Annotated in this window: 12 protein-coding genes and 1 pseudogene; 11 read left to right on the top strand and 2 right to left on the bottom strand. The window is 56.6% G+C overall.

What is annotated here, in order from left to right; all coding sequences use genetic code 11:
* Positions 1–3: 3 nt before the first annotated feature.
* On the bottom strand, positions 4–585 hold the full coding sequence (locus tag JFT66_RS14985) for a YjfI family protein (protein WP_153839485.1): 582 nt from the start codon (positions 583–585) through the stop codon (positions 4–6).
* 368 nt (positions 586–953) lie between these two features.
* Between JFT66_RS14985 and ycaC the strand changes: the two genes are divergently transcribed.
* A complete protein-coding gene (ycaC, locus tag JFT66_RS14980; RefSeq protein ID WP_198859538.1) occupies positions 954–1,586 on the top strand; it encodes an isochorismate family cysteine hydrolase YcaC in 633 nt (210 codons plus the stop codon).
* A gap of 61 nt (positions 1,587–1,647) precedes the next feature.
* Here the strand turns inward: ycaC and JFT66_RS14975 are convergent, their stop codons facing one another.
* Positions 1,648–2,679: a PDDEXK nuclease domain-containing protein gene (locus JFT66_RS14975; RefSeq protein ID WP_034117702.1), complete on the bottom strand. Its 1,032-nt coding sequence runs from the start codon at positions 2,677–2,679 to the stop codon at positions 1,648–1,650.
* A 183-nt stretch (positions 2,680–2,862) separates the two neighbouring features.
* On the opposite strand from JFT66_RS14975, the gene JFT66_RS14970 reads away from it, so the two are divergent.
* The 10 genes and pseudogenes from JFT66_RS14970 (at position 2,863) to dxs (ending at position 13,496) form a co-directional block, all read left to right on the top strand.
* Positions 2,863–3,507: an NAD(P)H-dependent oxidoreductase gene (locus JFT66_RS14970; RefSeq protein ID WP_198859537.1), complete on the top strand. Its 645-nt coding sequence runs from the start codon at positions 2,863–2,865 to the stop codon at positions 3,505–3,507.
* Positions 3,446–3,826 (top strand): MerR family transcriptional regulator, encoded by a 381-nt coding sequence (locus tag JFT66_RS14965; RefSeq protein ID WP_080752917.1) that lies wholly within the window; start codon positions 3,446–3,448, stop codon positions 3,824–3,826. Before JFT66_RS14970 ends, JFT66_RS14965 begins: the two co-directional genes overlap by 62 nt.
* Before the next feature lie 135 nt (positions 3,827–3,961).
* A pseudogene (locus JFT66_RS14960) lies at positions 3,962–6,880 on the top strand (DUF6531 domain-containing protein); the annotation flags it as partial.
* A 90-nt stretch (positions 6,881–6,970) separates the two neighbouring features.
* Positions 6,971–7,606: a hypothetical protein gene (locus JFT66_RS14955; RefSeq protein WP_198859536.1), complete on the top strand. Its 636-nt coding sequence runs from the start codon at positions 6,971–6,973 to the stop codon at positions 7,604–7,606.
* A gap of 138 nt (positions 7,607–7,744) precedes the next feature.
* Complete coding sequence (locus JFT66_RS29785) at positions 7,745–8,566, top strand: hypothetical protein (RefSeq protein WP_233097104.1); 822 nt, start codon at positions 7,745–7,747, stop codon at positions 8,564–8,566.
* 9 nt (positions 8,567–8,575) lie between these two features.
* On the top strand, positions 8,576–8,950 hold the full coding sequence (locus JFT66_RS14945; RefSeq protein WP_198859535.1) for a hypothetical protein: 375 nt from the start codon (positions 8,576–8,578) through the stop codon (positions 8,948–8,950).
* A 195-nt stretch (positions 8,951–9,145) separates the two neighbouring features.
* Positions 9,146–10,285, top strand: coding sequence for a Fic family protein (locus JFT66_RS14940; protein WP_034116013.1), 1,140 nt, complete (start codon positions 9,146–9,148; stop codon positions 10,283–10,285).
* A gap of 75 nt (positions 10,286–10,360) precedes the next feature.
* A complete protein-coding gene (locus JFT66_RS14935; protein ID WP_003176346.1) occupies positions 10,361–10,603 on the top strand; it encodes an exodeoxyribonuclease VII small subunit in 243 nt (80 codons plus the stop codon).
* Complete coding sequence (ispA, locus tag JFT66_RS14930) at positions 10,600–11,487, top strand: (2E,6E)-farnesyl diphosphate synthase (protein ID WP_198859534.1); 888 nt, start codon at positions 10,600–10,602, stop codon at positions 11,485–11,487. The genes JFT66_RS14935 and ispA overlap by 4 nt, the downstream gene beginning before the upstream one ends.
* 110 nt (positions 11,488–11,597) lie before the next feature.
* A complete protein-coding gene (gene dxs, locus JFT66_RS14925; protein ID WP_153872776.1) occupies positions 11,598–13,496 on the top strand; it encodes a 1-deoxy-D-xylulose-5-phosphate synthase in 1,899 nt (632 codons plus the stop codon).
* Positions 13,497–13,590: the final 94 nt, after the last annotated feature.

The following is a 13,590-nucleotide window of genomic DNA, read 5'->3' as shown; positions in this document are numbered from 1 at the left end:
TAATTAGTTGAAGAAACGTTCGAAGGCTTCGCTGGCGCGCTGCACGTTATCGACCAGGGTTTTCACCTCGGTCACGATGTTGGTCAGGCTGGAGTCGGAGCTGAGCGCGCCGAACATGTTGTAGACCACCTGCCCGTTCGGCATGGACTCGATACCGATCGAAGACAACGGGAACATCTCCCGGCTGCGCAGCACCGCGTCATTGAACTTGGCAACGTCGTTGATGGATTCGACGTCGACCAGCACGGTGTCCACGATGATCTGCTCGCCCACCACCGCGATGTAAATCGGCAAGCCACCGAAATCGTTCATTTCCAGCTTGATGCTGGAATCGGAACCTTGGACGAGAGAAAGCGTAATGTCGTTGGAGGTCACTTCATCCAGGGCCTGAAGCGCGCTGAAGAGGCGATCGATGTTCCAGTTGGTACCTGCGCTCATGAAATTCTCCGACATGAATGAGCCAGCCAGGATCGGTTGGCGAAGCTGTTTCTCCATTTGCTTGAGCAAGCTTCGGTTTTCGGGAAGCACCCAAGTCTCGTGTTTCACATACCCGGCGGCCGACAGGCCCGCGCGCATCTGCTTCATGTAAAAGCTCGATGGCTTTTTCGCGGACTGTTTCAAGCGCTCTCCCTGAAGGCTGGCTGAATCGGTATCGGGCCCTGCAGCAGGGCTCGATGGAGAGCTGCTTTTCATCGTACTGACCTCGCTGTGAAAAACTCACGCGTGAGAAAATCTACAGGCAATGTTCGTCGTACTCAATAGCTCACGCGTGAGATTTTTCGGATGCTTCTCCGGCCATGAAAAAGCCCAGGCATCGTGACCGCTCCGGCATTGTCTCCTTTGAGTTGACGGTATTACCTATCCCAGCCGATTTATCCTCCAGCAGCCACTCATTAATCTGTGCCCATGTTGAACGCAACGCCTAACCCACCTAAATAAAAAAGGATTCAACCATGAGCACTGCAACCTACAACCGTTTGAACAAAGACGACGCCATCGTTCTGATGGTCGACCACCAGACCGGCTTGATCTCACTGGTACAGGACTTCTCTCCCAATGAGTTCAAGAACAATGTGCTGGCCCTGGCGGACCTGGCCAAGTTCTTCAACTTGCCAACCATCCTCACCACCAGCTTCGAGCAAGGCCCCAATGGCCCGCTGGTACCGGAATTGAAAGAAATGTTCCCGGACGCGCCGTACATCGCTCGCCCTGGTCAGATCAACGCATGGGACAACGAGGATTTCGTCAAGGCGATCAAGGCTACCGGGCGTAAGCAGATCATCATTGCCGGTGTGGTGACGGATGTGTGCGTGGCGTTCCCGACCTTGTCGGCGCTGGCGGAGGGGTTTGAAGTGTTTGTGGTGACGGATGCTTCGGGCACGTTCAACACTACGGTGCAGCAAGCAGCGTGGAGCCGGATGACTCAGGCCGGTGCACAGTTGATGAACTGGTTCTCGGTGGCGTGCGAGCTGCACCGCGACTGGCGCAACGACATTGAAGGCCTGGGGAATCTGTTGTCCCAGCGTATCCCTAACTATCGCAACTTGATGAATGGCTATGCGGCGCTGACTGCACAGCAGAAGTAAGTCAGCCGAGTGTGACGATAAGCCTGCCCTGAAAAGCAGGCTTGCGGTGTTTGAGCCGGTTCTACCCCGCCAACTCTCTCTCAATTTGTTCAATGCTGGGCAAACTGGATTGCAGCTCTGCCGGCAAAGACTCCACCAGTTGATATTCCGCCACGCCGATAGGACGGTTGTTATCACGCAGTGCATATTCAGCCACCACTTCATTTTTACCCTTGCACAACAACAGGCCAATCGTCGGGCCATCCTGTGGATGCTTCAACTCGGCATCCACAGCCGCGAGGTAAAAGCTCAACTTGCCCAGATGCTCGGGTTTGAACTTGCCCGCCTTGAGCTCGATCACCACGTAGCAACGCAGCTTCAAGTGATAGAACAACAGGTCAACAAAGAACTCGTCGCCGCCTACATTCAGCAGCACTTGCCGACCAACGAAGGCAAAGCCTGCGCCCAACTCCAACAAGAAGTCAGTGACATGCTTGATCAAGGCGTTTTCGATATCGCGCTCTTGCGCATTCAGGCCCAGGCTGAGGAAATCAAAACGATAAGGGTCCTTGAGGGATTCGCGGGCCAGATCGGATTGAGCCTTGGGCAGGTGGTTTTCAAAGTTGCTGACGGCCTTGCCACTGCGTTCCAACAGGCGGTTTTCAATGTGCATCACCAGCGTGTTGCGCGACCAGTTGTGTTTGATCGTTTGGGTGATGTACCAACGACGTGTTTCGGGGCCGGGAAGCTTATCGAGCAACACCACGTTGTGACCCCAGGGCAATTGTGCAGCAGCCTGTTGCACAAATTCCGAATCCGGCCACGCCTCGGCAAAAGCGCGCATGTACTTGAGATTGCGCGGCGAAAAACCCTTCATGTCGGGAAAGGCCGCGCGCAGATCTTGCGCAAGGCGGTCGATCACTTTACTACCCCAGCCTTGATCGTTCTGACGGGTCAAAATATCGCAACCGATCTGCCAGTAGAGCAGCACCAGTTCACGATTGACCGCGATTGAGGCGCGCTGCTGTGCGTTATGGATACGGCCTTTGAGGTCTGTCAGCCAATCGCTGTAGCCCTCAGGAGGCGCGGTCAGCCCGATAGCGGTTTCGCTCATGCCTTTTTACTCTTGTGTTTTCAGCAGGCTAGTCAGGCCATCGTGCCGTCACAAGGGCTCATGAATACTCCAGGAAGGGTCCTGCGCACCTTACGGAACGGTCCTGCTGGCACTGGCTGTGGCCCTTGACTCTCCCCTATACGGCACACCCTACCCTGAACGCCCATTTCAGGAGCCTTCAGCATGAGTCAGCGCATCCTGGTCATTCTCGGCCACCCGTCCACCGATAGTTTTTGTTCAGCCCTCGCGCAGACCTATATCCACGCCGCGAAAACGGCAGGCCACGACGTACGCGTCCTGCGCCTGGGTGACCTCAGGTTCGACCCCATTCTTCATCACGGTTATACCCAGGTCCAAACACTGGAACCCGACTTGCTCAGTGCACAAGCCGACATCCTTTGGGCCGAGCACCTGACATGGGTTTTCCCTGTTTGGTGGGGCGGTATCCCGGCACTGATGAAAGGCTTTATCGACCGAGTTTTCCTACCCGGCTTCGCCTTCAAATACCGAGCAGGCAAGGCATTTCCCGACAAACTGCTTAAGGGCCGAACCGCGCACTTGCTAGTGACCCTGGACACGCCGGCGTGGTATTACCGCTGGGTCTACCGCATGCCGGCCATCCACCAGATGCGTCGCACCACGCTGGCGCTATGCGGCATCACGCTGAGCAAGACGCTGCTGTTCGGGCCGGTGCTGGGCTCTACGCTGACGCAGCGGGCCCGGTGGCTGAAACAAGCCGGCGCACTATTTGAAAAAGGGAGTTTTCATGTACATCGGCAAAGCCGCGCAGTTGTCCGGCACGACCATCAAGGCGATTCGTCACTATGAGGCGATTGGACTGATGCCCGAGCCTCAGCGTCAGGGCGGTTATCGGGTTTATACGGCCCAGAGCGTCGAGCGGCTGACGTTTATCAAGTGTGCCCAGCAGTTGGGATTCAAACTCAAGGAGTTGCAGGAGATTTTGCTGGGGTACAACGGCGATGCCCTTCCTTGGGACCGGGCGGACCAAGCCATCGCCAACAAGAAGCGCGCGTTAGCCGCGCAAATCGCCGTGTTGCAACGGATGCAGGCGGGGCTGATTGAGTTTGAAACCCAACTGAAAGACGCTCAAGGGCACTGTTCGTCAATCAGTAACCTCGCCATTTGAAGTAGCCCTTGCGCATGAGTTAGCGCCGACTTTTGCTAGCCCTTTGTAAGGGCAATCTGATTTTCCAAACCGTTCATCCAGCCGCTTTTCGCTGCGGCAGACTCCGACGCCTTGCCTTCTGCCGAGACGTCATGGATGACCCACGCTGCCCACATCGCCTCTATCGAACATGAGCTGGATGGCTTCCATCAGAGCCTGGTGGACTACCGCCAGCAGATGGGCGCCTGGTATTCGCAGGCGCTGGATTCGGTCAGTCATGCGGCGGATATGCCGTCGTTGCTGGGCATGGACCGGGTGTTGCGGGTTGGGGATTCGCAGCGTTCGGTAAGCCTTAGCGACGCGGATTTTTCCACCGTGGCCCGCTGCCCAGTGGGTGGCGTGCTGAAGATCGAGAGCAAGTTCGAGTCGGTGTATGACGTGCCGATTGGCGATATCCCGGTTGAGGTGATCGGCCTGGATGACGGCAGCTCCACGCTGGTGATGCTCGATGAGCACGGCAAGGGTTCGCACTACTGTTCCGCTGGCGGGCGCTATCAGGTGCGGGTTCAGGGGGGTGTTTCAGCGCAACAAGTTGACGCCTTGTTTGCCTCCTATTCCGGGCTGACGGCGGACTTGGAACAGTGGCTTCGGTCGCAGTGGAATGGCTTCAAACCGCACTGGGAACGCTCTACTGCCAGCGCGATTGGCAACGGCGTGCTGGCGGGCAGTTGGGCGGCAATTCATGACGTGTGGGACAGCATCAAGCGGGTACAGGCAATTCTTGAAGACCCGCTGAAGTACGTCGAGCAGCTGGGTAGCGAGGCGGCCAAGTTGGCGCAGATCGCCATCGATGCGCCCAAGGTCATGGAACAGGCGATGTTGCTCGCCAGTGATGAAGCGGCGCTGTACCTGTTACTGCGCACCGCCATGATCTGGCTGGACGCGTTACCACCCGGTGAAGTCGCGCAGGTAGCCGCCGGTTTTATGGTGTCGCTGCTGATTGATCTGGTGATTGGCGCAGTGTTGACCATCGCATTGCCGGCGGCGGGTGTGGCGTATTTGAGCGTGCGCCTGGCCAAGTACGGTGCACACATTCTTCAGGCTGCCGTGGGCTTCGTGAAGGGTGTGCTGGCGATTCTCACCAGGTTCATGCAGGCGGTGGACCGCTACAAGGCGGTGGCGGTTCGCGGTGTGGTCGGCGGGCTGAAGCAAGGCACGATGCAGATGCGCTGGCGGGCGCGGCAGAACGCGGTGCTGAAGCAGAAAGAGCGTGTGGATGATGTGCCTGTCGTGGCTTCGAATCCGAAGGGGGATGCGGCGGCCCCAGCAGATAAGACGGTCACTAATGGCTGCCCGGTATCGATGGTTACCGGGGAGGAATTACTGACCCTTACCGACGGTGCGCTGGACGGGATCTTGCCGTTTGAGTGGACGCGGTTGTATCGCACCAGTGCGGTAGAAGTGGATTGTGGGTTGGGGTTTGGCTGGAGTCATTCGCTGGCGCATAGGCTCTGTGTGTCGGGTGATTCGGTGGTATGGACCGATCATGAGAACCGCTCGACCACCCTGCCCTTGCCCACATTTGCCCGGCCCGCGATCACCAATAGCCTGGCGGAAGCGGCGATCTACTTGGGCTCGGCTCCTGATGAACTGGTGCTGGCCCAGGCGTCGCGGTTTTATCACTTTCGCGACGGTGTGCTGGTTTCGATCAGCGATGCGTATGACAACCGCCTGCGCATTTGCCGTGATTATTCAGGGCGGATTGAGCGGCTGGATAACGGCGTCGGTCGCTCGCTTTTGTTGCGCTATGAACTGGATCGCATCGTCGCGGTGGACTACCAGGTTCATCGCGCCACAGGCCGCGCCCCCTACGTCTGGGTGACCGAGCAAAACGTTGTTTCCTACGCCTATGACGAAGACGGACGACTGGTTTGCGCGACCAATGCCGTCGGTGAAAGCGAGGGTTATCGGTACGACGATCAGCACGTCATTGTTGAGCGACAGTTGGCCGGTGGGGCGAGTTTCTTTTGGGAATGGGAAGGTTCCGGCAAGGCGGCACGCTGTGTCCGGCATTGGGCGAGCTTTTCGCAGATGGACACGCGCTATGCCTGGGGTGATGACGGGCGCGTCACCGTGCATAACGCCGACGGCAGCCAGGAAGTGTATGTCCATGACGACCGGGCGCGATTGGTGCAGCGGATTGATCCGGACGGTGCCGAGCATTTCAAATCCTACGATGACAAAGGCCGGCTGACCGTCGAGCAGGACCCGATGGGCGCGGTTACGGCGTATCAGTACGACGAAGCTGGGCGCTTGGTGGCGTTGTTTCCGGGGGATGATGAGCCGACCTCCTACGAGCATGACAACGGCTTCGTACGGGTTGTAAGGCGTGGCGAGGCGGTCTGGAAATATGAGCGTAATGATCAGGGCGACGTCATCCGCAAGATTGATCCGGATGGCAACGCGACCGACTACAGCTACAACAAACATGGGCAACTGACCGGGGTTTGGTACCCCGATCACAGCTGTCATCGGTTGGTGTGGAATGAGCGTGGCCAGCTCGTTGAAGAACAACTGCCCAATGGCGGGGTTAAGCGCTATCGCTATGACGACCTTGGACGGCAGATTGGTCGTGAGGATGAACATGGCGCGCTGACTCAGTATCAATGGGACTGCGTCGGTCGGTTGATTCGCCTCGTATTGCCAGGCGGCGCTACACGCGAATTCAGCTACAACCCCTACGGAAAAATCATCGCCGAACGCGACGAACTCGGCCACGTCACCCGCTACGAATACGCCGACGGCCTGCACCTGATCAGCCGTCGCATCAACGCCGACGGCACCCAGGTCAAATATCGCTACGACAATGTTCGCTTACTGCTGACCGAAATCGAAAACGAAGTCGGCGAAACCTACCAACTCGACTACCAACCCAACGGCCTGATCCAGCAGGAAACCGGCTTTGACGGTCAGCGCACCGCGTATGCCTACGACCTCAACGGCAATCTGCAGGAAAAGACCGAATACGGTGACGATGGCTCTACGTTGGTCACCCGCTACGAGCGCAATCATGCCCCACATTTTAATACCGAGGTAAATATCAACTGAGTTAAAGTCCCTTTAACTATAGGCGACGATTCCCACACTTACTTCAAGAGGTGACTAATGGACACAGTCTTCATACTCAAAACAGGCATATGGCTTTGGGAGCAGCAACACCCAACTGAAGAGCGCGAATACATCACGATCTCCCTACTCAACCAAAACTTTGAAAACGTATGGAAAACCTGGCGCATCTTCGCATCACTGCTGACACAAGAGTGGCCAATGATATTGACGTGGTATACCACAACGACTCCACAATATAGTAAGACACACGAATACTTAACCTTAAAAGACTTCTCAAAAAATTCGGGCCCCAAAGACATATTCAAGAAACATGAAAAAACCTTGATCTACTCAGGAATAGAATATTTAAATTCTAATCCTGAATACATAGACCCAGCGAAATTGAAGGGATACCGTAGCTCGGCAACTTTAATGTTAAGGCAAGATAGCCAGCCAGAGCAATTATGGCAGCGACTAAGTCACTTAAACAACATATCCACAACAGACGACTTAAAATTGATACTTTCAGACAAAGAAAGCCTAGCATTCAGATTTTATGACACCGAGACGCACGGCGTTGCTCAACTGACATCCCATTCCATGCACAAAGTTAAATTAGCGCACGCAATCAACACCTTAAATATCAAAGAGATATCTGAAACAGGAGTTTACGGATATATTCACGACAAATAGCGCTCTCGATATTATTTATTCCACCTATAATTACATGGCGCTTGGATTAAGGGATAACCTCATAGAGGAACGGCGCCAATTATACTTTTTAAGACACGCCTAGAAGCGTGTTTCCAGTTCACCAACAGGATCGAAAAAATGAGTTATCTCGACGGAGAAATAGTCAAAGACTTCAAGAAACTCAATATCAAATTCAATATTGCGCCCCAAGCCGAGCACGACTTAATTGTTAAAATTATAAATGAAGCCGTACCTTTCTCAGGAAGTCAAATAGCTTGGAGTTCATTCAACAACAACACTTATATCGGCTTATCCTCTTCGCAGGCTGCGCTAGCAACACTAGAGCATAAAATAAAAGCTGCCACTCAGTGCAATATAACTTTCATCGGTGACTCCACCGACCGAGCATATTCAATTAAAGTCAGCAACCTTCTACAATCACTGCAAATTTTTTCGAGAATCCCCCAGCATACGTACATCCTTCAAAGACAACTAAATTGGATTGCTTGCATTTCACTTGAAGGGGATATTGACTTTGCAGAACTGCCCCCAGAATCGCCCCTACCACTTGACATTCAATATATATCAAGCAGACAAATACAACATACAACACTAAAAGCACGCACAATGAAATTGATATGCGCCCCCTTGACTGGCGAAGCCATGTCCCTACTTGATCTTAATGCTTGCCCAGACGACCAAATGGTACGATTACCTCTCACACCCATAGAACACCAACAGCTTTTAAAATCAGGTATATTCGATGCAATTAACGACTCTTTAAGAAAAATCATTGACGACTACGAGGACGAACATGTTGACAAAACCGAAGAACTCATCGAAACGTTGAGAATACTGGAAAATAATTCACCACCTGAAAACCCCGAACTATTAGAAAAACCGATCCACCTAACCAAATTAGCTATTGATAGAAAAACGGGTGTTTTTTTCTATTTCTAGGGAACGCATATGAGTTTACATAAAGCACAGGTAGTAGCCACTAACAACCACATAGAAGAAGACGTAACACTGCTCATCGAAGGAACCACTGTAAAATGCTTCATCAGCTATTGCCCCTATGAGCTAGAGGTGGGAAAGACCTATGACGTAGAACTGACATTAAATCTTTCCGACAATTACGAGATTGAGCGGGCTAAGACAATTCAAACGCTGGCAGAACATACAAATCGTGGTTACTCCTATATCCTCTACGGTGACCTGCGCAACGATATTCTCATGACTTTCACCTCTATTGATGTCGAGGGCATACATTACGACCATCCGGAATGCAACGACCACTTTATCAAGCTAAAAGTTGAAAGAATCGACGCCAGTTTTCACTGAAATACTAATACCCCGTTACGGGCGTCCTAGCATTGGACAACTCCTGATAGCTCTATCGCTCCGCCCACACCCACTGCAACATTAAGAAAAAGCATAAACAGCCCCCCTAGACGATGAGCCAAATAGCTCGCACAATCGGCTCATAAGATGAGCCGAATACCCCCTCTATTCGGCTCACGCACCCAGGCATTCCCAATGAATCACCCGCACTGGATCTGGCAACACACCGACTGGCCCCACTTCCACTGGCAGCCCGGGCGGCTGGCAGCCTTGTTGCGCGATTGCGGGCAGGCCCAAGGCAAGCTGCTGGGTATGCTCGGTTCTGTCACCGAAGCGGTCAGCGCGCAGAATGAATTGGATGCATTGCTGCAAAACATCCTGACCTCTACGGCCATCGAGGGTGAGCAGTTGAACGTGGGCTCGGTGCGGTCCTCCCTGGCGCGGCGGATGGGCTTGGAAGCCACGAAAGACGGTCAGGTAAGCCGCCGCAGTGAAGGGCTGGCCGATTTGATGATGGATGCCACCCTGCAATTCGACCAACCGTTCACCCGCGCTCGGCTATTGAACTGGCATCATTTGTTGTTCCCGGCTCCCGAAGCAGGCTACGCCGCGCGTGCAATCAATGTCGCAGGATTGCGAGGCGATGAGCCTATGCAGGTCGTGTCAGGGCGACTTGATCGGCCGACCGTGCATTTCGAAGCACCACCACGTAAAGGCCTGGAGCAGGCGCTGGATGAGTTCCTTGAGTGGTTCGAAACCAGCCGCGATCAACCTGAGCTGGATCCAATGGTTCGCGCCGGTGTCGCGCACTTCTGGTTTATCACCTTGCATCCGTTCGACGACGGCAATGGTCGCCTGACTCGCGCTATCACTGACTTGGCCCTGGCCCAGGGTGAGCACCAAGCCATTCGCTTTTATGCGATGTCGGCCAGCATCCTCGAAGACCGTGCCGGTTACTACAACGCGTTGGAAGCCAGTCAAAAGGCCACGCTGGATATCACCGACTGGCTGGAATGGTTCCTGAAAACCCTGCTGCGCAGCCTGCAGCAAGCGATGGCGCGGATTGGCAGAGTGCTGGGCAAGAGCCGGTTCTGGCAACAGTACCGTGGCGTCCCTTTGTCCGCCGAACAGGTCAAGGTACTCAACCGCCTGCTCGATGGTGGTGAGAGGGGCTTCGAACACGGCATCAGCGCCGCGCAGTACCAAGCGGTGGCGAAAGTGTCCAAGGCGACAGCAACCCGCCACCTTGCCGACCTACTGAAAAAAAACTGCCTGATACGCCTCCCCGCAGGCGGCCGCAGCACGCGTTATCAGATCAATCCTACCTACGAGTAACAGCCCCACTCATTTGCCCCCATCCCCCATGTCTGCTAGTGTCGCGCCGGTTTACCGTCTACCGGAATTGCCGCCATGGCCCGCAAAAAAGTTGCACTCGATTTCGAACAATCCCTCGCCGACCTGCAAACCCTGGTCGAGCGTCTGGAGAACGGCGAGTTGTCGCTGGAGGACTCGTTGACGGCGTTTGAGCAAGGCATCGGCCTGACCCGCGACTGTCAGAGCGCGCTGGCGCAGGCGGAGCAGAAGGTCCAGGTGCTGCTTGAGCGTGACGGGGAGTTGGCCGAAGAACCTTTCGATGCGGAACAGCCGGAATGATCGACGCGTATCAGGCCAGTAGCCAAGCCCGGGTGAATGCGGCGCTGGAGCCCTTGTTTGTTGCGCCAAGCCCGGAAATGACGCGCCTCTATGAAGCCATGCGCTACAGCGTGATGAATGGCGGCAAGCGTGTGCGCCCGTTGCTGGCGTATGCGGCCTGTGAAGCCCTGGGGGCTCCGGCAGCCGAGGCCAATGGCGCGGCCTGTGCGGTCGAGTTGATCCACGCGTATTCCCTGGTGCATGACGATTTGCCAGCGATGGACGACGACGATTTACGTCGCGGCCAGCCCACGACCCATAAAGCCTTTGATGAAGCCTATGCGATCCTGGCCGGCGATGGCTTGCAGAGCCTGGCGTTCGGCGCATTGCTGGACCCGCGCTTGAGCAGCGTCAACGCCGAGATCCGCCTGCGCATGGTCACCGCCTTGGCCCACGCCGCAGGCCCGGCCGGCATGGTCGGCGGGCAAGCCATCGACATGGGTTCGGTCAGCCTCAAGCTGGATCAAAAAGCCCTCGAACATATGCATCGCCACAAGACCGGCGCTTTGATCGAAGCCGCCGTGCAGTTGGGCGCACTCGCCAGTGGCCGTGCCGAAACCGCGCAATTGGCGGCCCTGCACACCTATTCCCGGGCTATCGGCCTGGCGTTCCAGGTGCAGGACGATATTCTCGACGTGGAAAGCGACACCGCCACCCTCGGCAAGCGCCAAGGTGCCGATATCGCACGGGACAAGCCGACGTATCCTGCACTGCTTGGGCTGGAAGCCGCCAAGGCGTATGCCATTGAGCTGCGTGACCAGGCCCTGGATGCCCTGCGACCTTTCGACGCGGCGGCCGAGCCACTGCGTGACCTGGCGCGGTATATCGTCGAACGCCGCCACTGACTGCCGCGGCCATTCGCGCCGCATATCGGCCAAGTTCGGCGCTCTGCGTGGGCAGTTTGCACCGCTTGAGGTAAACTGCCGCCTCTTCTATACCTATAACGATTCGCCTGATGCCCACGACGTTTCAAGAGATTCCCCGCAAACGCCCGTCCACGCCACTGCTCGACCGCGCTGCCACGCCGGACGGCCTGCGTCGACTGGGTGAAGCCGAGCTGGAAACCCTGGCCGATGAGTTGCGCCTGGAATTGCTCTACACGGTCGGCCAGACCGGTGGGCATTTCGGCGCCGGGTTGGGCGTGATCGAGCTGACCATCGCCCTACATTACGTGTTCGACACCCCGGACGACCGGCTGGTGTGGGACGTGGGCCATCAAGCGTATCCGCATAAAATCCTCACCGGCCGCCGCGAGCGCATGGGCAGCCTGCGCCAGAAGGACGGCCTGGCCGCCTTCCCGCGTCGTTCGGAGAGCGAGTACGACACCTTCGGCGTCGGCCACTCCAGCACCTCCATCAGTGCAGCGCTGGGCATGGCGATTGCCGCTCGCCTGCAAGGCAGCGACCGCAAGGCGATTGCCGTGATCGGGGATGGCGCGCTGACCGCCGGCATGGCCTTCGAAGCGCTCAACCACGCGCCGGAAGTGGACGCCAACATGTTGGTGATCCTCAACGATAACGACATGTCGATCTCGCGCAATGTCGGTGGCCTGTCCAATTACCTGGCGAAGATCCTTTCCAGCCGCACCTACGCCAGCATGCGAGAAGGCAGCAAGAAAGTGCTCTCGCGCCTGCCTGGCGCGTGGGAAATCGCCCGTCGCACCGAAGAATATGCCAAGGGCATGCTGGTGCCTGGCACCCTGTTCGAAGAGCTGGGCTGGAACTACATCGGCCCTATCGACGGCCACGACCTGCCAACCCTGATCGCCACCCTGCGTAACATGCGCGACCTCAAGGGCCCGCAGTTCCTGCATATCGTCACCAAGAAAGGCAAAGGCTTCGCTCCCGCGGAAGTCGACCCGATTGGTTACCACGCAATTACCAAGCTTGAACCCCTGGATGCGCCCGCCGCCGCGCCGAAGAAGGCCAGCGGGCCGAAGTATTCCGGTGTGTTTGGCGAATGGCTGTGCGACATGGCCGCCGCCGACCCGCGCTTGGTGGGCGTTACCCCAGCGATGAAGGAAGGCTCCGACCTCGTGGCGTTCAGCGAGCGTTTCCCGCTGCGCTACTTCGACGTGGCGATTGCCGAGCAGCACGCCGTCACCTTCGCTGCCGGCATGGCCTGCGAAGGCGCCAAGCCGGTGGTGGCGATCTACTCCACCTTCCTGCAACGCGGTTATGACCAGCTCGTTCACGATGTGGCGGTGCAGAACCTCGACGTACTGTTCGCCATCGACCGCGCCGGCCTGGTGGGCGAAGACGGCCCGACCCACGCCGGCAGTTTCGACCTGTCCTACCTGCGCTGCATCCCCGGCATGCTGGTGATGACGCCGAGCGACGAGAACGAACTGCGCAAGATGCTCAGCACCGGCCATCTGTACAACGGCCCGGCCGCCGTGCGTTACCCGCGGGGCAATGGCCCCAACGCTGTGATCGAGAAAGACCTGGAGCCGATTGAAATCGGTAAAGGCATCGTGCGTCGCCAAGGCAGCAAGACCGCACTCCTGGTATTTGGTGTGCAACTGGCCGAAGCGCTGAAAGTCGCCGAGAAGATCGATGCCACCGTGGTCGATATGCGCTTCGTCAAACCGCTGGATGAAGCGCTGGTGCGCGAGATTGCCGCTGGCCATGAGTTGCTGGTGACTGTCGAAGAGAACGCGATCATGGGCGGCGCCGGTGCGGCGGTCAGCGAATTCCTGGCGCGGGAGAACATTCTCAAGTCGGTACTGCACCTGGGCTTGCCGGATCTGTATGTCGAGCATGCCAAGCCGGCGCAGATGCTGGCCGAATGCGGGCTGGATGAGGCTGGCATTGAAGCTTCCGTGCGCAGGCGCATGGCGATGCTCAACCTGTAACCCAATCGCCCGGGTGAACCGGAACTAAAATGTGGGAGCGGGCTTGCTCGCGAATGCGGAGTATCAGTCAACCGAGATGTTGAATGTGCCACCG

It is taken from the genome of Pseudomonas sp. MF6755, from assembly GCF_016405635.1.
GTDB classification, from domain to species: Bacteria; Pseudomonadota; Gammaproteobacteria; order Pseudomonadales; family Pseudomonadaceae; genus Aquipseudomonas; species Aquipseudomonas haemolytica.
Note: the sequence above shows the minus strand (reverse complement) of the source record. Positions and strands in the feature narration are given on the sequence as shown.